Raw genomic sequence first — 20,654 nt, 5'->3', positions numbered from 1 at the left:
TCACCAGATGGTGTAGAGCGTCAATTTCATCACCACAAACAAGGCCAGGGTTAAACCCAGATAGATTGCCAGTCGCCACCGTTGCCGGCGTTCCGACCCATCACCAATCTGGTATGCCACCAGAACTGCCGCCAGCGGGTAGGTAAACATCCAGATTCGTTCAACCTCGCGGTTGAATAGACCACTCAGCCACATACCAAGGACAAAGACCCCAAGCGATCCCAGTAAGGCGGCCCACTGTGGTTGCCAGCCAACGCTACCTGCCCGCAGATAGAGCATGCTGAGTGCAGCCAGTGCCCACGGGGTCAGAAAGACCAGATACGAAACCAGGTTGGCTGCCGCAAACCGCAGGTAGTAGTCGTAGCTGGGGGGCAGGAACGGCGTTGGTGGTGGCCCGTATTCACGAAAACGCTCCATCATCTCGCCGTTGATCATCGTTGCCGTTCGTGATGCACTGACGACATTGAAACCGGTGGTTACGAAGATGATCAGGTAGACGACAATGATAATCCCGGCGGCCACAGCACCCTGGCGGATAAGAGCGATCAGCGTCGTGCGCCGTCCCTGGCGCGATGTATGACGCACCAGCGCGAAGCCGACTGCGGCGACGCCGAAGAAGAAGAGCTGAGTGGCCGCGTAGGTCATAAAGAGCGCAGCAGCAATTGCAAGGCCAGCAACGACCGCCAGCCACAACCGATACGGTGGTTCAAGGGCGAGAAAGAAGGCGGCTGCCCCGGTGGCGATCAACAGACTGAACACGCCATCCAGCGAAGTGACACCGTACACCATCTGACCGGGAAGCACAACGGCGATCATGCCTGCCATCAATCCCAGCCGACTCCCTCCCAATTGCCAGCCAAGCCAGACCGCAATCAACGGCAGGCAGGCGGTGAGAACAATCGTGATCCAACTAGTTGCCACCGCCCCCGCACCGAAAAGCTGCTCGATCAGCCACAAGAACAGGATCGCGCCCGGTGGGTGAGTGCTGCCGTGCACCGAAAGACCAGGGGCAATCGTCTCGAAGTTGGCTAGAAAACCAAGCGGATCACCGGCCACCTGCGGCGTGTCGCGCAGGTATTCGTAGGGGCTGTCACGAAAGAGAGCAATTGGCGCATCCAGTCCATGAACAGTTATGTCAAATAAAACCGGCAGACTGAATGCACCGATCAGGGTATACGCCACCACTGGTACCGGAGCGATTGGACGGTGCAGCCAGCGGAAGCCGACCACGAACCAGATGATAGCAACCGCAATCGGCAATACCACCCACCACGTTGGTGAAGGATCGATCCGTGATTTGAGTGGCCAGACTCCGCTGTGGCCACTGATCTGTTGCAGCAGCCAGAATGCGCCGAGAATGGCAATACTCCAGAAGAGGATGGTAGTCAGTTCATTGAGCCAATCCTGACGCAGCGGCCAACGGCGGGCTATTGCCAGGCCGGCCACACCCATCCAGATACCGCCAACCGTTGGCAAGGCCCAGCGCAGGGTGCCGGCGCCGAATGGTACCAGCCCGGCGGCCAGGCTGTACCCGATCAGACCACTGCCAAACGTCACTATGATGGTTGCCAGCAAGAGCGGTACGCCACTCAGATGCAAGATTACCAGCCAGCCAATCGCCAGTGCAAGGCCAACGGCCAACGCCTGTGGCGCCGGCATTACGGCACCTGCCGCCGAAAGTGGTTGGACGGTCAAGCCGTGGAAGGGAACGCCGAGCCAGCGCGGATTGTTCGGATCGCGGACTGCGTTGCTCTGAATAGTGAGACACACCGCTGCCCCCGGTTGCTGGTCAGAACCGGTCAACAGCGTGTAACGACGCAACTCTGGTGTTAGCGCAACAACGACCGGCGCTGCCTGCCCGACGTGCAGATTGACGGTTTCCGTACCAAGGGTACGAGCGTAGCCACCCGCTAGCCGCACCCGCACCAGACTGCGCGGAGCATAACCAATCCCATCAACGCATACCCGGCTCTCGCCATCTGTCCAGCGAAAATCACCAAATTCACTCGTTTCGACCTGGTTCAAGCCGGCCAGCAGCCAGCGGCTGGCACTCGCCGGAGCAAGAGTCAACGGTTGACCAACATTCGCCAGCAACCAGTTGATCCCAATCACCAGGAGCGTGATCGCCAGATACGCTGCTCCTGTCCGCATCAAGGCTATTTTTTGCGTATCGCTCAGGAAATGCCACGGACGAACAGACGCCGTCAACAGGCTTTGGTGTTCTCGCATCACAGAGTCCCTCAAATCAGGCGCCGAATCACGCTGCGGAATGGGAGTCGCCATTTCAACACGTGATCGCGGTCTACTGGTTCCAGACCGCCAACCATTCGCAGTGCGATGAGGAAAATCAGTGCACCGGCTCCGGCCAGTATCAGCAATTGTAGTGCCAGACCAAGGCGTGTCAGGAGATCAACATCACCTGCCGGCAAGACGATCAGGTTACGCAGTATGGCGACCACCAGCCCCATCAGCGCTGTCGCAACACTCACGCGCAGCGTGAAACGCCACGGCCAGCGCAAGCCCAGCCCTCGCATACCGGCAATCGTCACCCAGAGACCGGCCGCGATGCGCGCCAGGCCAAACGTCAGCGCCATGCCCAATAGACCAAACTGCGCTGGCAACCAGAATCCAAGCATGATCACCGTCAGTAGGGCTACCAGCCGGGCAGTGAGCACCGTTCCCAGGCGCTCATTGACCATGAGCGCATTATGGGCGGTGGTGAGCATGCTCTCGCCAAACAGGCAGGGCGTCAGCACCCACACGATTGGTGCAGCGTCGAGATACTGGGGACTGATGACCAGCAATCCTGGCCCGGCCAGCAGCATCAACCCAACCCCGCCCGGTGCCATCAGCAGGAGTTGCAGACGGATCAGCGACTGGTAGGCACCGTTGGTGGTGCCACCTTCACCCTGGCGCACCCGCGTGAACAACGGTACCTGCACACCAACCAGTGGTGTGTAGAGATAGCTCAGTGCCATGCGTACCAGCAACGCACCGGCAGCCAGTAACGAGACATCACGAATATCACTATTGAAGAAGTTGATGAACTCGAAACTGGCAATAAAATCGGTCGCCGTCATGACATACGAAACGCCGGCATAGCGGACAAAACCGGGGGGGAGTGCCCGACGCAGATCACGTAGACTGTCACGCAGATCGGTCAGGATGCCAGAGGCAGACTCTTCGGTCAAACCGGCTTGCAGGCGCCACACCTGCCAGCCTGCTAGCGCCACAGCAATGGTCGGTGCGATGACCATTGCGATCAACACCCCCAGAATATCCCAGCGGTCGGGCAGGGCCAGGATGGCAACGACGACCAGGATTTGCGGGAGCAACCCGGCAACCAGCGCAATACTGTTCCACGCCTTTTGCCGAAAGAAGCTACTCAGAACCGCCATCAGCAGATCGTAGAGCGCCCCCAGCCCCAAGAGAATGATAATCGCGCCAATAATCAGCCAGTGAAAATCAGCCACAAACTGGCTCAGCTCAACCCGGGCTACTGCCTCAACGGTCATGTCACCGCGCAGGAGTCCTTGCAGGTAGCTCTCAATTTGCCGGTGGGCAACGATCAAAGCGATGGCAATGATCACGAGGATCGTCAGTTGCAACGTAGTGACCAATAGAAACAGCCGCCGTGCGGCCCGTGCGCCACCGATACGTTCGGTCTCTGGAATGTATTTGGGTAGCGCACGGGCGATCCCCAGATCAAGGGCTGTCCCGAACAGGTTGCTGGCTCCGCGCACCAGAGTAATCAAACCGAAACCGGCCTGTGAGAGCTGGTTGAGCTTGACCAGGGTAGCGACAACTTCAGCCAGCAACCGTAATGGCGCAAAGAGGGTATTCCACAACACCGCCCGCGATACCTGGGTCGCCAGCGACGGACGCTGCGCCGTCATACACCCTCCTTGCGCAGGTCCAGTTCAAACATCCCGGTGTAGAAGCGTCGCTGCCAGCGATACGCCGTCTGCTCGAACCCGATCTGGCGCAAGACACGCCGGATTACCCGCCGCAAGGGTCGGCGACTCGGCAATTTGCCGGCCAGCAAGGACTGTTCGCGGAGATCGGTGACGCGAAAGCCCAGCCGTTCACAAATGCGTACCAATTCGTGGTAGTGAAAGTAGTGCATTGAACTGAGCCGTTGCATATCGCGAAACGCCGCGCCACGCTTGGTTCGTCCGCGTAGTTTGATCACCAGTTCGGCCACCGGTCTGGGCAACCAGTTGATAGCGCGCATGTGGTAGTGCGGATCAATCCAGGCTCGCCGATTGATGGCAGTGATCAACGCATGTCCACCTGGTCGCAATACCCGCGCCAGCTCGCGCAACACGGCAATTGGGTCCTGAACGTGTTCGAGCACGTCCCAGGCAACTGCCAGATCAAACGCTGCGTCTGGCAACGGCAAGGCTTCACCGGCTGCGTTGATGATTGGCAGGCGCAACTGATAGCGGGCTGCCCGCAAGTGAATAATCCGACAGTACGCCGGATTGTATTCGCAGGCGGTGACCTGTGCTCCGGCCAGTGCTGCCGCCACTGCAAATCCACCCATCCCGGCCCCCAGATCGAGGATACGGAGGCCGGACACTAGTCCCATCACCTGCTGCACCTGTGCCAGGCGTTCAGTCTGATATTGTTCCTGATGCAACCGGCGCTCGCGCCAGGCGGCAAAATCGCGTCGCCAGGTCATGTGTTGCAGCCACGGATCAATCGCCGCAGCCAGTTGTTCATCAATACGTTCAATCAATTCGCTCATACCGACGAACCTAATTCTGTACCGGCGAAATACTGATTCGCATCACCCACAACCAGAGCGCACTCCCCAGCGAGAGGGTGAGCGTCGCCAGCACAAATAACCGACCCGGCCAGCGCGTCCACAATCGATCAGCCATAATCGCCCAGGCCAGACAGATCAGCGGGATAAGGTAGAAGAGCTGTTTATCGACCATCGAAATACGATAGCCGGCGATTAAGAAGAGCAGTGCCACTGAGCCCCAGGCTGACGCCACCAGCCAGAGCAGTGGCCGCGAGCGCATTGCCCAATACCCCGGCACGAAGAAGATTAGCGGAATCGCCAAACCGTAGTACAGGTAGTGGTTGGGCCAGATATGGTAGCCAAGGTGGGGTACGAATGACCAGAGATATTCCAGGAATGGTGGCCGTGACACACCGACCGTCTCTGGCCCACGGGTAAAGACCGTCGCCATGTACGGCAGTGTTCGTTCAACGATAGGCTGGAAGTACTGGCCATAATAGATCGCAATTGCCAGCCCGATAGCCGCTGCCGTCGCCACCCACAGCGGACGTAATCCCGGCAGCAACGACTGCCAGGCCGGACCACGCCGGGCATTGAGCCAGATGAGCAGGGTCAGCACCACCAGGAATATACCGGTGAAGACTCCGGTGACCGTGTAAATCAGGAAGGTTAACAGCAGCAGCGGCACGAACCAGACCTGCACCTTCCACTCACCCAGCCGATCCCACGCCAGCAGGATCGTTGTCTGCACCAGCAGGCTAAGCCACAAGCCGGCGGCGGTTGGCACATTCCCCCAGATATGGAGCAGAAAGGTCACCGGCAACACTGCATATGTCACACTTGCCAGCAGCGCTACGCGCTGTGACAAACCCGCCTTCAACGCAATCGCTGCGATCAACACGACTCGCGACATATCCATCAAAAGGCTTACGAAGTTGGCCGTCATTTCCATCGGCCATGGAAAGATGGCATAGGCAGTCGCCAGGATGTGGAACCAGGGTGAATACGGAATCACCGGCGGGTTCCGGCCCCACTCAGCCACAGGCATGGTCGTCTCATTCAGTGGGCTGTTGGTACTATAGTAGAGTGGTAAAGCGCCATCAAACAAAATCCGTCGCGCCTTGTCCATGTGCCAGAAGACATCGATCCCGACAAAGTACGGATAGAGCATGCCAATCGCTTTGAGCCAGAATCCCACCAGGAACACGATCAGCAATGTCGCCGTAAACGCAGGGGGAACGTTGACGCCGGTTTGCCGCAACAGCCAGCGCGTGAGCGGTCGCATCAGCAACGTCAGAGCCAGACTCAGCGCTGTCAGCGCAGCCAGACGGTCGATCATCTGACCACCGGGGAAGCGATAGACCACCAGTGCCCAGCCTGCACCAACGACGACCAGCGCCATTGCAACTGCTGCCCAGCCGGTGGCATCGAGCCACCAGCGTCGCTGCAGGTCGACCGTGAGCAGTGCGAGACAGGCAAACATCCCGATAACAATAAACAGCCCCAGACCGAGCGCCATCGGCGGTGGCATCACTGTTGCCGGCAAGGGACTGACAGCCGGAGCCACGGCAACATCAGCGATCAATACGCCAAGTGGACGCGGATCGCGAAACGGATCGGCCTGCAACGAGACAGTCAGATCGCCACTCCCCATCAACGCTGCTGGCACCAGCAATTGCAGACGGCGCAACTGTGGTTGTTCCGGTAAGCGTGCCAGCTCGACACCGTTGACCTGGATACGGCCATTGACCGGTGAGCCATCGGGGTGGGCGACAACCGCATCCAGCCGTACAATCCAGGTACCCTGCCCCAGACGCGGAAAGTGAATTTCGCTCTGATCGGTACTCCAGCGATAGGTGCGAGCCGGTGCCAGCTCGACAGCCAGCGGTACTCCTGCAGGCGGTGTCTCGCCACCGACCAGTGCCGAGACCAGCTCAAAGGTGAGGGTCGGTGCCGAAGCAATATGGGCCGGAATTTTGACGAACATCTCGCTACTGCTGCGGCGTGGCATTTCGACGCGCACCCCATTCACTGCTGCCGCCGACTCGCGCTGCAAGATGATCGGATCGGCATCAGGCCGGGCTACAATACGCGCCAGCCACACCCCTTGGCGATTGCCGGGGACAGTAGCCGAGGCCGCACCCATCGGCCAGTCAAACCGCTCGAATGGGCCGGCTGCGTCGATCTCGCGCGCATTGAAATCTACCAAAAAGGCGCCATCGCGGTTATCGCCTACATCAACCACGACCAGCGGGCGCACCGTGTAGCTCACAATAAGCACTACAACCGTGAGTACCGCTAGCCAGAATGCGGGTAGCACGACACCCGACAGACGGCGCGTCTGACTATGAGCAGTTGTCAGATGAACTCGTTTCCAAATAGAAGTTGTCATCGTTAACGATACCTGATGAGCGCGAATACTGCGCCTGACATTGTTACATCATCGCCGCATTGTACCACGCTCACCGGGTTGCCTTGCAGGTCGGGGTGTGGGTACAGTGCATCACCTACACATCCGGCTCTTCGACCACCCACGACTGCACACCATGAGTCACGAACGAGAATGGACGGACAACCACGCCAGCCTCGGTTAAGGCCCGCTCAATAGCCAGCCGCCGGTCGAAGGGACAGGCAAAGACCATGAACCCACCACCACCGGCACCCGAAATTTTACCGCCCCAGGCCCCGTGCTTACGGGCCAGGGCGTAAACCTCTTCAACGATGGGGGGCGCAATGTGGGGTGAAAACGCCTTTTTCACTTCCCATGCATCGTGAAGCAGTCGCCCAAAATCGGCAATCCGTTGTTCACGCAGCAGACGGGCTGCCGTATCGACGAAGGCTTTGGTTTCGTGATGCAGGCGTAAGGTGTCGCCCTTGACCAACCGTTGCACCTGATCGGTCATCAGGTGACGAGTGAGTAACTGACGGTCACCGATATATCCCAGGATCAGGCAGCTTTCCAGCTCAAGCAATGCCGTCTGGTCACTGAGCACCGGTTCGACAATCACCCGATCCCGGCCAAAGTGATACACACACATACCGCCAAACACGGCTGAATACTGGTCTTGCCGACCACCGGGGATGCCTAGATCGACCCGTTCAATCCGGTACGCCAGTTCGGCCAGTTGATGCGGATCGGCATTTTGTCCGGCGACTGCATACAGCAGTTTCAGCATACTGACCACCAGCGCCGACGACGAGCCAAGACCGGAGCCAGGTGGTGCATCGCTGAACATAGTAATCTTGTAACCAGCCGTTGTCGGGCGCAACTGCGGTAGCGCATCGAGCACCGCCTGCGGCAACGCCAGCTTGCCGTTCCATTCGCGATCACTCACCTGCCGGCTGACCTCTTGCAAATCGAGTGAACGGATCAGAATACCAGGTGTGGTGCTAGTGGTCAGCATACAACGGACATAGAGATTGATGGTGCAGTTCAACACCTTACCGCCGTACTCTTCAGCGTAAGGACTGACATCAGTACCGCCGCCGAAAAAGCCGATACGCATCGGTGCGCGAGCTTTATAGATTTTCATCACTTCCTCCGGCCACATCTGAATGCCGCGGCGTCAGTATAGCAGAAGACGGGATAGTAGGGTGTAAGATCGGCGGGTGCCTCCCCCTGCCTCACGACGTGGAAGGCCGGCAGGGCTGCACTACCGGCGGTAAGCGGGGGCGGGTGTGCTGAAGGGGCGGCGTTGAAAACCATGCCTCAAGCCGTGGAAGCCCCTTCGGGGCTGGCCTGCCGATGGGTAAGAGCGGACTCTCTCCGCTCGTCTCCCTCCTATTTCCTATTGGCTCATGTTCAAAAGTGGTGCAAACGGTCACTCATTGGGGTTCACTGCGGCGTAAGGGCACGTATGAGTGTACCCTACTGCACCGAGTTTGAACATGAGCCTTTCCTATCTCCTATCTCCTATCTCCTCCCTGCCAACCCCATCAGCGCACCAAGTTGCGTTACAATATAGCTATGAACATCTTTCTGAGTTCCGATCATCATCATCATAACCCGCCGTTCGAGATACTCGACGGTCGTGTCGTGCCCTATGCCGAAACACCGCAGCGGGTCGCGATCATCCTGGCTGCACTGGCAGAGGCAGGTTTTGCCGCGCCAATAGCAGCTCCACCTGCCACTATCGCTGATCTGGCGGCAATCCATACCGCCGACTATCTGGAGTATCTGGCTAATAGCAGCGCACGCTGGCAGGCTACCGGATTGTCGGTGCCGGTCTTTCCATCGGCGTGGCCATTGCCGGGGTTACGGTTGCGCAGCGACTGCCCGCAGGCGGCTGCCGGGCGCTACACCTTTGACCTGAGCGCCCCCATCACCGCCGGCACCTTCACCGCTGCCTGTTCGGCGGCGGGGGCGGCGCTGGCCGGCGCTGCGGCATTGCTCGCTGGTGATACTCGTGCATATGCCCTCTGCCGCCCGCCGGGACACCACGCTGCGGCGGCGATGGCCGGTGGCTACTGCTACCTGAATAACGCCGCGCTGGCTGCCGACTACCTGGCGCGTAGCCAGACGAGTGGTGATGCAACGTGGGCATTGCGTTCACCGACTGTTGCTGTGCTCGACATTGACTATCACCACGGCAACGGTACCCAGAGCATCTTCTACGAACGCAATGATGTGCTGACCGTCTCGCTCCATGCCGACCCGGCTTACGAATATCCGTACTACCTCGGCTACGCCGACGAGCGCGGGGCTGGGGCCGGCGAAGGGTACAATCTCAATTTCCCGTTGCCGGCGGGAACTGACGATGTCGGGTATCTCAGTGCACTCGATCAGGCGTTGCAGGCGATTGCCGATTACGGCCCGCGCTACCTGGTGGTTTCTGCCGGCTTCGACACCTTTGCCGGTGACCCCCTGGGCGGGTTTGCGCTCACCACCGAAGCATACCGCACGATCGGTCGATCAATTGCCCAACTCGGTCTGCCAACCCTGGTGGTGCAAGAAGGTGGTTATGCGCTCGCAGCCCTGGGTGCCAATGTCGTGGCATTGCTACAAGGAGTTTTCACAGCATGATCAACGATAATTCGCTCGACCAGCCACAACCGTCGCTGAGGCCGGGGTGGGGCTGGCGCGATCTGTTCATCACCCTGTTAATCATTGGGGTTGGCGGCTCGCTTACGATACTGGGCCTGCGCTTCGTAACCGACATCGCCAACTGGGATACATCACGCGGGTTGATCAGCTTACCGGTCTACCTGGCGGGTGCGTTACTCTACCTAATCATCGGCGGTGCGATCCTGGCCGTGATCGGGCCGCGTGCCGCCTGGCGTGATCTGGGCCTTCAATGGCCGGGTTGGATACATCTGGCCCTCGTTCCGCCGGTATTCATTTTTGGCATGGGAATGATGTTTCTAACCAATCTCGGTGTGGTTTTGCTCTTCGGTGAGTTCCAAAACCCGCAGATCGACAGCCTTTCTGGGGGGCAACCATTTGGCCTGAGTGAGTTACTGGCACTCCTGATCTTGGTGGTCGGGATTGTGCCCCTGGTTGAAGAACTCTTCTTCCGTGGGGTACTCCACCACCTGCTGCGCCGTCGCTTCAGTGCTGCGGTCACAATTGTACTCGGTGCCGCGATCTTCGCCGTCGTCCATTTCATTCCGGTGCTGGTGCCCGGCCTCTTCGTGGCCGGATTGTGTCTCGGTTATCTGCGCGAGCAGAGTGGCTCGATCTGGCCTAGCGTTTTGTTTCACATGCTGCAAAACACGCTGGCACTGCTGGCGATGGCGTTTGTGCTGGCCACAGGTGGAGGTGCCGGGTAGACCGGGCTTGCATACAGCAATATAGCGCGAAAACGCTTCGACGTAGCACAGGATTCAACCTGTGCCACGTCGCCTTTTCCAGAACAGCCAGAGCCAGACGTCTGGGTGGCGTTATGTGAATCGTTCATCTGTCCCACGTGCAACGCCAGCCTTCCCCCTCATCTGACCACGCCGATACTGTTCGTCGCTAAACATTTGCCTGTAGTAGCGAATTCTTTTCCTCGCCACCCCCCTGATCTCTTCTATACTGCCTTTGCCTGCAATAACAGCATACAATGAGGTGTGGTAGTGGAAACTCCTGAAGAACAGCTCGCAACCCTCTGTCGGCTACGCGAACGAGCGTTGCAAGGTGGTGGCCCTGAGCGCGTTGCCCAACAACACGCCCGCGGAAAATTGACGGCTCGTGAGCGTCTGGGATTGCTTCTTGATCCCAACTCATTTCAAGAGATTGGATCCCTTGCCAGCAGCCCTATCGGTGATGACGATCAGCAGATGCCTGGTGATGGGATCGTGACCGGTTTCGGGAAGATCAATGGCCGCCGCGTCGCCGTGTTCGCGCAAGATTTCACCGTGATGGGTGGATCGTTCTCGGCTGTGCAGGCGAATAAGATTTGTCGCATGCAAGACCTGGCTATCGAGAGCGGTATTCCTATCATCGGGTTGAACGACTCAGGTGGTGCTCGCATTCAAGAGGGCGTTCGCTCCCTGGCGGCGTATGGTGAAGTCTTCGTGCGCAATGTCATGGCATCTGGTGTTGTGCCGCAAATATCGGCGATCCTTGGCCCCTGCGCCGGTGGCGCTGTCTATTCGCCGGCCTTGACCGACTTCGTGATTATGTCGGAGTCAACCGGGTATATGTTCCTGACCGGGCCTGATGTGATCAAAGCGGTGTCCGGGCGTGAACTTTCGACCCAAGAGCTGGGTGGCGCGGCGGTACACTGCGTGCGCAGCGGTGTTGCACATCTTTCGGCGGCCGACGACCGGGCCGTGATTGAGTTGATCAAGCGGCTGCTCAGCTATCTGCCTCAGAACAACAATGAAGACCCACCCCAGATCATGCCCTACGACCGCGCTGATCGGATTGAACTGGCCCTCAATAGTCTGGTACCGGCAGACGAGCGGCAGGGATACGACATCCATACCCTGATCAACCTGATCTGCGACTACGATAGCTTTCTCGAAATCCAGCCGCTCTTCGCTCCCAATGCTGTGGTTGGCTTTGCCCGTCTTGATGGCTACGCCGTCGGGATTGTTGCCAACCAGCCGGCAGTGATGGCCGGTGCGCTTGATATCGACGCCAGCGATAAAATTGCCCGCTTTGTCCGTATCTGCGATGCCTTTAATATCCCGCTCATCACCTTTGTCGATACACCGGGCTTCCTGCCTGGTGTAGAGCAAGAGTACGGCGGTGTGATCCGTCACGGTGCGAAAATTATTTACGCCTATAGCGAAGCTACCGTGCCCAAGATTTCGGTTGTCGTGCGCAAGGCAATTGGGGGAGCGTATGTCGCAATGTCAAGCAAACAGTTGCGCTGCGATCTCAACTTTGCCTGGCCCTCGGCCCAAATTGCGGTCATGGGGGCTGAAGGTGCAGTGCGCATTCTGCACCGCGAAGCATTGCGCACCGCCAAGAATCCTGCCCAACTGATGGAGCAGTTTATCGCTGATTACCGCCGCCGGTACTTCAACCCCTATCACGCCGCCGATCTGGGACAGATTGACGAGGTGATCGAACCGGCTGAAACCCGACCACGGCTAATCCGTGCGCTTGAGATTTTGCGTACCAAAGTGCAGCAGAATCCGCCCCGTAAACACGGGTTGTACCCATCATAAGCTGGGGGCAAGGCGATGAATGATTTCAGTTTTGGCCTGAGCATCACCGTCACAGGGATGGGGCTGGTGTTTAGTGTCCTGGCATTACTGTGGAGCATTCTCAACCTGCTCACTCGTTTCGATCAGCCAGCCGCCGTAGAATCGCCAGACCTGACACCAGAACCTGAACCAGAGGGAACGACTGCCAGCTCGCTTTCACCGGAAGAACTTGTCGCTATTACCATTGCAGTGCGTCTCCACGCAGCAACCCTGCGTCAGGAAGCTGCACCAACTGTCCGTAGCTACTGGCCGGGGAGTCTGCTCTTTGCCAGTCGTTGGGTTGCCGCCGGTCGCACGCGCCAGAATCAGAGCTGGCAGCGCAGGAGATAGAACGCTATGCGCCGCTATCAATTAACAGTTAACGGTAAATCCTACACGGTGGCTGTCACCGAGACGGGAAGCGACCGCTTTATCGTCCAGCTCGATGGCCGCGAATTCGAGGTGCAACTGACCGAGAGCGGTGAGGTAAGCGACCCTGTACCCCGTTCGGCACCGCTACCGGTTGTGTCACCACCGCTACCGAACGCTCCAACACCGCCGCCCGCACCGCCTACACCGTCAATTCCGCCACCAACGGCCATTAGCGATCAGCTTATTCGGGCACCGATGCCGGGCACAATCTTGCAGATCGTGGTCACTCCCGGTACACGGGTCAAACGCGGTCAACCGGTCATCGTCCTGGAAGCCATGAAGATGAATAACAGCATCGGTGCACCACGTGATGGCGTCATTTCTGCCATCCTGGTCAAAACCGGGCAAAGTGTCGGGTACGGTGAACCGCTGGCTCAGATTGAATAACAGAGAATGGAACGATCTATGAGTGAATTGATCGCCAGCATCTTCGCCGGCATTGGTGCGCTTTCCTGGCAATCACTGGTGATGATAGGGATTGCCGCCCTGCTTTTCTATCTGGCGATAGTGCATCAGTATGAACCGCTGCTGCTCTTGCCAATTGGTGCCGGTGCGCTCCTGGCTAATCTCCCGCTCTCGCCGTTAGCAGGTGAGGATGGCTTACTGACCATCCTCTACAATGCCGGTGTTGGTAACGAACTCTTCCCCCTCTTGATCTTCATCGGGATAGGTGCGCTGACCGACTTTAGTCCGCTGCTTTCCAACCCACGCATGGTGTTGACGGGGGCTGCCGGGCAGTTTGGCATCTTCGGTACGCTCTTACTCGCACTGGCACTGGGGTTTAGTCGTGAAGAGGCCGCCTCGATTGGAATTATCGGTGCCATCGACGGGCCAACCTCAATTTATGTCTCCAGCCTGCTGGCTCCCCACCTCCTCGGCCCGATCACAGTCGCTGCGTATAGCTATATGTCGCTGGTGCCGGTGATTATGCCGCCGATTATCCGCACGCTCACCACACCGGCAGAACGACAGATTCGGATGGCATACGTCACCCGTCCGGTCAGCCGCCGCACACGTATTCTGTTTCCCATCGTGACTACCGTGATTGTGGGTATTCTGGTGCCCTTCGCCATTCCGCTTATCGGTATGCTGATGCTGGGCAACCTGATGCGCGAGTCGGGGGTTGTTCAGCGCTTAACCAACACCTCGGCCCAGGAGCTGGCGAATATCGTCACCCTCTTCCTCGGCCTGGCGATTGGTTCAACCATGGAGGGAACGCGCTTTCTGCAACCGGCAACGCTGGCGATCCTGGCCCTGGGTATTCTGGCCTTTGCTCTCGACACAGCCGCCGGCCTTCTGTTCGGCAAATTCCTGAATCTCCTGAGCCGTGGACGGTTCAACCCCATCATCGGTGCCGCCGGAATCAGTGCCTTTCCTATGGCGGCACGAGTGGTGCAGAAGCTGGCAAACGAAGAAGATTTTGAAAACTTCCTGCTGATGCACGCAATGGGAGCGAACGCTGCTGGTCAGATTGCCAGTGTCGTGGCAGGTGGTGTACTGTTGGCCTTGATGGGGGCGGGGAGGTAGGACGTAGGAGATAGAAGATAGGAGGTAGGGGTAGGGGGTGAATTTGTTGTGAACATGTAGTCTAGGATTCAGGCGGGGCTACATTTCCGCTACGATGGAGCGCATTGATGCGTTAGGGGCACGGCATGCTGTACCCCTACTGCAACACCGACGACCACTTGCTAACGATTCGACGGTAGCACACCATGCGTAAGCTACGCTGCCAGCCACCACCAGTACTCGTCAACTCACCAATCCATGCCGTAGCGCATAGATCGCCGCTTGCGTGCGATGAGCCAGACCGAGTTTGCGCAGGATGCTGGCGACGTGGGTTTTGACCGTCTCTTCACTGACTGTTAGCCGACTCGCGATTTCGGCATTGGTGAGACCTTCAGCCACCAGTTTCAGCACCTCACGCTCGCGTTCGGTCAATGTATCAGTGGCTTTGGACGTTTGAGCTTCGAGAATCCGTTGCATCAATGTTGGTGCCAGTATTGCCTTCCCCGTCATAGCGCCCCGAATCGCTTCGAGAAGCTGTTCCGGCTGACTCTCTTTTTCGATGTACGTAATCGCACCGGCGCGCAAGGCACCGATCACCCGCGCATCATCGGCATACCCGCTCAGAATGATGATGTGCGTGTGTGGAATCAGGCGCTTGAGCTGCCGGGTAGTCTCGATCCCATCGATTCCACCCGGCATGAGCACATCCATCACAATCACATCCGCCTGCCAGGTCGATGCCATCTGCAAGGCACTCTCGCCATTCGCTGCCTCACCCACAACCACAATATCGGGTTGAGCGGCAAGATACGCACTCAGTCCACGCCGAACAATGCTGTGATCATCGACTAGTGCAACTCGAATCGGACTCATCTGGTCTCTCCCTGTTACCCGCCAGAACCGGCGGTCAAACCACCGACGACTGCTGTGGCCGAGGGGTCATCCGTTGCGGGGCACCGTAGGTCAGACTACGCCACACCCATTCGAGTGGCCCGTACTGGAAGAAGCGCAACCACACCACGCTGAGACCCAATTGTACAATCCAGATCACGAGGCTGAGCAGCAGGCCGTTGAAGGCACCAACCTGACCGAACAAGCCCAGCCCGTAGCTGTAGAAGATGAAGGTACAGATGATCGATTGCGCAATATAGCTACTCAATGCCATACGTCCGGCTGCTGCCAGCGGCTGCAACCAGCGTCGCCAGGTATCGCTGCGGGTAAGGGCAATCATCATTGCCACATACCCATACGTAAGGATGGGGGCGGCGATCAGTAACCCCTGTTGCAGTAAGCCAAGCAGGATGTTATCGAGGTTGCCATATCTTACCAGCCATGCCAGCGCAAGGTTAGCTACCAGACCGATTGCCAGGCACATCCCGCCAAACGGCAGCCGACGCTGCGCAGCCGGTTGTTCGTACAGGTGTTGCGCAAGTCGCTGCTTCCCGACATACATCCCGATCAGGAAGAAGGCCAGGATTTGCAACACATTCCCGCTGAAGAAGTAGATCGCCATTGCGGCGATCCACTCTAGCGCACGCCAGACAAAGATGTCTCCCCACGAGCCGCTACCGTAGATTGCAATGGCCCGTTGTTCGAGATCGCTTATCATTGCCATGAATTGATCGGTCTCACCACTTGCGCCAGCAGTGGAGCCACCGAGCAGCAGGCCGAGAGCCAGGAATCCCAACCCAAGCACGACTGGCAGCCCAAATAGCACTGCGACCCAGATCAACAAGGTGCGTGGTTGTAACCGCCGAAACAAGAGTGCCACCAAACCCGCCAGTGCATATATAAAGAGGATGTCACCGTTCCAGATCAAGAGCGCATGCATCAGCCCCAGGCCCAAAAGGATCATCAGGCGGCGCACCATAAATCGCCCCGGCCTGCCACCCGCTGCTTCCACCCGCTCGATCTGCATCCACAGGCCTAATCCGAAGAGAAACGAGAACAGCGGATAAAACTTACCGGTTGCCAGCGCCAGAATAAGCATCTCGCTCACGTGGTCAACAAACCCTTCGCCGCGTGGTGTGCTGGTGAACAGGGCAAGGAACGGAAAACTGAAGATGGCCATATTGACGACCAGAATGCCCAACAGTGCGAAACCGCGTAAGATGTCGAGAAGATCGATTCGGTCGTGCTTCCGCGTCGGTTGAATACCATGTGCCACCATACTACACTACTCCTTTGCCTGCGATATGCTTGCCAGGGAACAGTTCATCCTTACTCACCACCGATGTGACGAACCAGGTAAAGAGAGCGTTGCACTCCCACAAAACCCGATCTGCGTCATGTGGATGCAGAAACAAAGCTTCTGCATCCACACCAGCTCATTATCTGTCTGACAGTGATTGTGCCGTGTCCGCTTGCTCTCGCGCCACAATCTGCAAACGACGCCAGGTATTGATGGTCTGGAGTAACAGGTACGGGAAGACACCCAGCCACCAGGTGCCAAAACCGAAAATTGCCCACGGGTCTGCGGTTGGCAGACTAGCAAGTGAACTGTCGATCACGACATCCTGGAGTGATGCAGTAATCCCTCCCTGGCTGATCGCAATCGCCGCACCGATCAGCAGCCCCAGGAAGCTGAAGATGTAGGTGAAGAGAAACGTACCGTACAGCGTCAATGCCGACAACTGACTATAACGAGATGACCACTCAACAATTCGTGCTGTCAGTGAGCGTTCGATCCACCACTTGCCCACCAACACTCCCAGGGCCAGTACAATCGCCGCCGCGCTGCCAAATGGCACCTGGAATGCGATCAGCACGCCGACACTGATGCACAGGATATGGTAGGCCAGCGTGAGCAGGATGGCTGTACGATGCAGACGGCGCAATCCGCTATCCACCACCGGTTCAGTCGCCGACGACCAACCTTCAAGAGCTGTTAGCCGTCGGAGGTGATGATGACTGATGAGCAACCCGATAACGCTGTACGGCAGCATCACCAGCGGATAGCCAATCGCTAGCAGCGACACAAACCAGCTTCGATCAAGCGTGTCGTGGAACAGGTTAACTGTCTGCATCGAGCCGAACAACCCACTGTAGACCAGTACTTGAAAACCGATCACAAATCCCAGAAAGAACCAGCCTTCCCGAACCTGCGTGCGTAGCGTAGATATCGTTGCCCATTCTGCAACGCGGTCGTTGAGGATGCGGTGTGTGCGGACGAGAGCAATTGCTGCGCCGGCAACCCCGACTCCAAGAAGAAACGTGAGTGCAAACGCCTTTAGCGAGAATGTTACCCAGGCAATAATCGACAGCAGGAAACACACCGTCAAAAGGTCGTAGAAGCGCAGCAATGTTTGCCAGATCGAATGTGTTGTCCAGGGATGTGCCCGCCGCCGTCGGTTCACCATCACCGGCAATAGACCAATACCGATCAGCACACCAAGAATACCGATGCCTCCAAAGTACAGAGGCGCGTTCTGAAGTACCATGATCAACGATAGCCCACCGATAATGAACGCCATACCGGTCACGGAAGTCAAACTACTGAGGGTGAAGATGTGCTGTAAACGCTCCTCTCGCATACGTGCCTCCTTCTCGTGTTGACTCTCATTGTCGGCAAGCGGAATCCGAAACTGGATTGTCGTTCCGGCTTGTGGCGCTGAGCGCACTGCCAGCTCGCCACCGAACGCTTCAATTCGGGCACGCATATTGGTCATCCCCATCCCCGATGTACTGGTCGCCGGATCGAAGCCCCGCCCATCGTCGGCAACGGTCACCGTCAGCCAGGCTCTGCCGGCAACCATCTCTTGCCCGAATGAGACCTGTACGTGACAGGCACGAGCATGACGGGCTACATTCGAGAGTGCCTCCTGAATAACCCGAAACACCGTCTCCTGGGTACCAGGCAGCAGGAACGCTTCATCCGGGAAGCCATCGTGGTGCAACGCAGTGCTGACCTCTGCCCGAAAATGGAGCGCTTCAAGCTGTTCGCGGATCGCCTCGATCAGGCCAATGGTTACCAGTGGTTGCGGGCGCAGTTGGGTGAGCAACGCTTTCATCTCGATCATCGCCGCCTGAGTCAGGTCACGCACGTGTTGAATGTGCCGGGCAGCACCGGCCGGATCGCGTTCATACAGGCTCTGAGCGGTTGCCGCAGCGATATTGATGCTGAATAACTGCTGCTTGATCGTATCGTGCAGATCACGCGCCAGCCGATTCCGCTCCTCTTGCGCCGCCGCCTCGCGCAGTTGGGCCAGTAAGAGCGATTGTCGCTCACTGAGCTGTTGTGCCCGCTCCTCAATCTCCTGTTGCAACCGCGGCAGGATCAGGTGTCGCATGAGCATCAGGATGCTCAGAAACACCATGCCAACCGACACCACAACACCCAGGGCGGTGTAGTGCAGGGCATATTCCGCCCAGCCGAGTTCGTTGAGCGTGGTCGGGCCGAAGATGATCAGCAGTGTAGCGATGATGGCAATCAGCCCGAAACCGGCTGCGATCAGTTGCGTGACCAGATTGGTGAACTGATTGCGGCTCGATTGCTCCGCCAATCGATCTTCACCCCGCTCAGACGGGAAGCGAAACGGGCTGGCAGTGGGGATAACAACAACGCCTATCATCATCAATGCTGCGCCAAACACCGCATCACCCACCAGCAGCTCGCGTACTCCCATCCCGATCAGGAATAGCCCTGTTACCGCGACGATTACACGCGATACCCAACGCACCCACTGCATGACCGTCTCGACCCGATCCATAGCAGTCACTCCGTTCCCCTACCTTCACCATCGTCCGATAGGAAGCGAAACGGGTTGGCAAAAGGGATACTGACAGCGCCTATCATCATCAATGCTGCGCCAAACACCGCATCACCCACCAGCAGCTCGCGTACTCCCATCCCGATCAGGAATAGCCCTGTCATCGTAATGAGGACACCTGTTCCCCAACCAGTCCATTGTCTGATTCGCTTGCGATCCACGCCGTTACTCCATTCGCGATTCCGCTTGCCAGCACATCTTCAGCATAGTGATGGCGACCAGATTGTGCTACCCTGCAACGAGCGATTCTGGCTCACTCTTTCGAGGGAGTGTGCTACTTTCAGCGCCTCACATTCACCCGTCGCCAGAGTTACCCCGGCAGTGAGCATTTCTTTTCTGTGTCGCGATACCCGGACAGCTATACTATAGATGAGAAGACGAAGGGAGTCACTCCTAAAGGAGCATCATATGCCAAAGACCGAGCGTGTAGCTGAGTGGATGACCGAAAATCCCGTCACCGTCACGCCAGATTTCTCCGTATTAGCCGCCTACGAGCGGATGCGCACCCGCGGAATCCGCCGGATGCCGGTCGTGGATAAAGATGGAACGCTGGTCGGTATCATCACCCGTAGCGACATCGAGAAGGCCATGAGCCACCCGCGCAGCGAGGAAGAACGCCGTATCGCTCGCTTCAGCCTGGCCGGACAGACGGTTGCCGAATACATGACCGCCAACCCCATCACTGTCGCCGCCGACGCCTCCATTGGCGAAGCAGCAGCCATGATGATCCGCGCCCGCGTCAGTGGTCTACCGGTAATGGATAACGGACGGTTGATCGGGATTATCACCGAATCGGATATCTTCCGGCTGGTTGCCAGCACCTGGGCCGCCGAGGAGAATGGGTAGTGGTGGGATAGTGTCTTTAGACGCAGGTTCACCAGAGTGTGGATGGGGATAAAGGGGACGATCCCTTATCGTTCACAAAACAAACTGCCCAAAGCAGTATCTCACAGCCAGTTGAGAATATCCTGAGTTCTCATTGTAGAGATCAGACCATGGGGTAAAACTACTTTATACTGCACGTCTTACTGTTTCGGAGTGCGGCGGCCAGGCTGACGCAGCGGATGAATCTGGCATAGAGTGCGTTTGGTGCATCTCAAAGCATCGATCATTCATACTAGAACTTATTTCATAAAAGCTGTGCTGCTGTGCTTCGAGTCTACCGCACAGCTCCTGCACGCTTGCCAGCCACCAATGACAGTATCTTGCTTCCAGTCTATCTGCGTGGCAGCGAGGAGGTCTGCCGACCATCTCCGGTGCTATCACGCGCTGGATTGGTGGCCTTACCCGCTCGCCATCCGCGTGGCGCAGCGTTTGGAGTGCGGCGGCCAGGCTGCCGCACCGGCCGTGCTCACGATCCGGTGCGAGGTTTGTCGGTGACCCTACTGGTCACCGTGAGGCTGAATGTGCTCGTTACGGTCATGGGGTTGGTCAGGAATGAATACGATAACTTCCAGGAGATGTTTTTTGAAATGGGTTCTAGAACTCATTTCACAATTCGGTCAACGCACCACAACATGATAGCGACGAGACACAACGCACGAGAGCGATGCAGATGACGGTCAGAGCGCACCACC

At 57.8% G+C, this 20,654-nt stretch carries 16 protein-coding genes; 7 read left to right on the top strand and 9 right to left on the bottom strand.

What is annotated here, in order from left to right:
- The 5 genes from VAE57_RS18395 to VAE57_RS18375 form a co-directional block, all read right to left on the bottom strand.
- Window positions 1-2,229, bottom strand: a complete 2,229-nt coding sequence (locus VAE57_RS18395) for a hypothetical protein (RefSeq protein WP_322823282.1) — start codon at window positions 2,227-2,229, stop codon at window positions 1-3.
- Window positions 2,230-2,240: 11 nt separating this feature from the next.
- Window positions 2,241-3,896 (bottom strand): hypothetical protein, encoded by a 1,656-nt coding sequence (locus tag VAE57_RS18390; protein WP_322823281.1) that lies wholly within the window; start codon window positions 3,894-3,896, stop codon window positions 2,241-2,243.
- Window positions 3,893-4,750, bottom strand: a complete 858-nt coding sequence (locus tag VAE57_RS18385) for a class I SAM-dependent methyltransferase (RefSeq protein WP_322823280.1) — start codon at window positions 4,748-4,750, stop codon at window positions 3,893-3,895. Before VAE57_RS18385 ends, VAE57_RS18390 begins: the two co-directional genes overlap by 4 nt.
- A gap of 10 nt (window positions 4,751-4,760) precedes the next feature.
- Window positions 4,761-7,142 carry a hypothetical protein gene (locus VAE57_RS18380; RefSeq protein ID WP_322823279.1) on the bottom strand — a complete coding sequence of 794 codons (2,382 nt, stop codon included), beginning with the start codon at window positions 7,140-7,142 and terminating at the stop codon, window positions 4,761-4,763.
- Between the two features lie 115 nt (window positions 7,143-7,257).
- Window positions 7,258-8,283: a GHMP kinase gene (locus tag VAE57_RS18375; protein ID WP_322823278.1), complete on the bottom strand. Its 1,026-nt coding sequence runs from the start codon at window positions 8,281-8,283 to the stop codon at window positions 7,258-7,260.
- Between the two features lie 434 nt (window positions 8,284-8,717).
- Between VAE57_RS18375 and VAE57_RS18370 the strand changes: the two genes are divergently transcribed.
- The 6 genes from VAE57_RS18370 to VAE57_RS18345 all read left to right on the top strand — a co-directional run bounded on the left by VAE57_RS18370 (window position 8,718) and on the right by VAE57_RS18345 (window position 14,329).
- Window positions 8,718-9,773: a histone deacetylase family protein gene (locus tag VAE57_RS18370; protein ID WP_322823277.1), complete on the top strand. Its 1,056-nt coding sequence runs from the start codon at window positions 8,718-8,720 to the stop codon at window positions 9,771-9,773.
- Window positions 9,770-10,519, top strand: coding sequence for a type II CAAX endopeptidase family protein (locus VAE57_RS18365; protein ID WP_322823276.1), 750 nt, complete (start codon window positions 9,770-9,772; stop codon window positions 10,517-10,519). Before VAE57_RS18370 ends, VAE57_RS18365 begins: the two co-directional genes overlap by 4 nt.
- A 288-nt stretch (window positions 10,520-10,807) precedes the next feature.
- On the top strand, window positions 10,808-12,352 hold the full coding sequence (locus tag VAE57_RS18360; RefSeq protein ID WP_322823275.1) for an acyl-CoA carboxylase subunit beta: 1,545 nt from the start codon (window positions 10,808-10,810) through the stop codon (window positions 12,350-12,352).
- Between the two features lie 15 nt (window positions 12,353-12,367).
- Window positions 12,368-12,721: an OadG family protein gene (locus tag VAE57_RS18355; RefSeq protein WP_322823274.1), complete on the top strand. Its 354-nt coding sequence runs from the start codon at window positions 12,368-12,370 to the stop codon at window positions 12,719-12,721.
- Between the two features lie 6 nt (window positions 12,722-12,727).
- Window positions 12,728-13,189 carry a biotin/lipoyl-containing protein gene (locus VAE57_RS18350; protein WP_322823273.1) on the top strand — a complete coding sequence of 154 codons (462 nt, stop codon included), beginning with the start codon at window positions 12,728-12,730 and terminating at the stop codon, window positions 13,187-13,189.
- A gap of 18 nt (window positions 13,190-13,207) precedes the next feature.
- A complete protein-coding gene (locus tag VAE57_RS18345) occupies window positions 13,208-14,329 on the top strand; it encodes a sodium ion-translocating decarboxylase subunit beta (RefSeq protein ID WP_322823272.1) in 1,122 nt (373 codons plus the stop codon).
- Window positions 14,330-14,551: 222 nt separating this feature from the next.
- Here VAE57_RS18345 and VAE57_RS18340 read toward each other — a convergent pair whose 3' ends face one another.
- From VAE57_RS18340 to VAE57_RS18325, 4 genes are all read right to left on the bottom strand, one after another.
- The gene (locus tag VAE57_RS18340) at window positions 14,552-15,181 is read right to left on the bottom strand and encodes a response regulator transcription factor (protein WP_322823271.1); all 630 of its coding nucleotides are present in this window, start codon (window positions 15,179-15,181) and stop codon (window positions 14,552-14,554) included.
- Between the two features lie 34 nt (window positions 15,182-15,215).
- The gene (locus VAE57_RS18335) at window positions 15,216-16,478 is read right to left on the bottom strand and encodes a DUF418 domain-containing protein (RefSeq protein WP_322823270.1); all 1,263 of its coding nucleotides are present in this window, start codon (window positions 16,476-16,478) and stop codon (window positions 15,216-15,218) included.
- A 160-nt stretch (window positions 16,479-16,638) separates the two neighbouring features.
- Window positions 16,639-19,017 (bottom strand): histidine kinase, encoded by a 2,379-nt coding sequence (locus VAE57_RS18330; protein ID WP_322823269.1) that lies wholly within the window; start codon window positions 19,015-19,017, stop codon window positions 16,639-16,641.
- A 5-nt stretch (window positions 19,018-19,022) separates the two neighbouring features.
- Window positions 19,023-19,238, bottom strand: a complete 216-nt coding sequence (locus VAE57_RS18325) for a hypothetical protein (RefSeq protein WP_322823268.1) — start codon at window positions 19,236-19,238, stop codon at window positions 19,023-19,025.
- A 247-nt stretch (window positions 19,239-19,485) separates the two neighbouring features.
- Between VAE57_RS18325 and VAE57_RS18320 the strand changes: the two genes are divergently transcribed.
- Window positions 19,486-19,923: a CBS domain-containing protein gene (locus tag VAE57_RS18320; protein WP_322823267.1), complete on the top strand. Its 438-nt coding sequence runs from the start codon at window positions 19,486-19,488 to the stop codon at window positions 19,921-19,923.
- Window positions 19,924-20,654: the final 731 nt, after the last annotated feature.

Origin of the sequence: Chloroflexus sp. (assembly GCF_034434295.1) — a bacterium.
GTDB lineage: Bacteria > Chloroflexota > Chloroflexia > Chloroflexales > Chloroflexaceae > Chloroflexus.
Note: the sequence above shows the minus strand (reverse complement) of the source record. Positions and strands in the feature narration are given on the sequence as shown.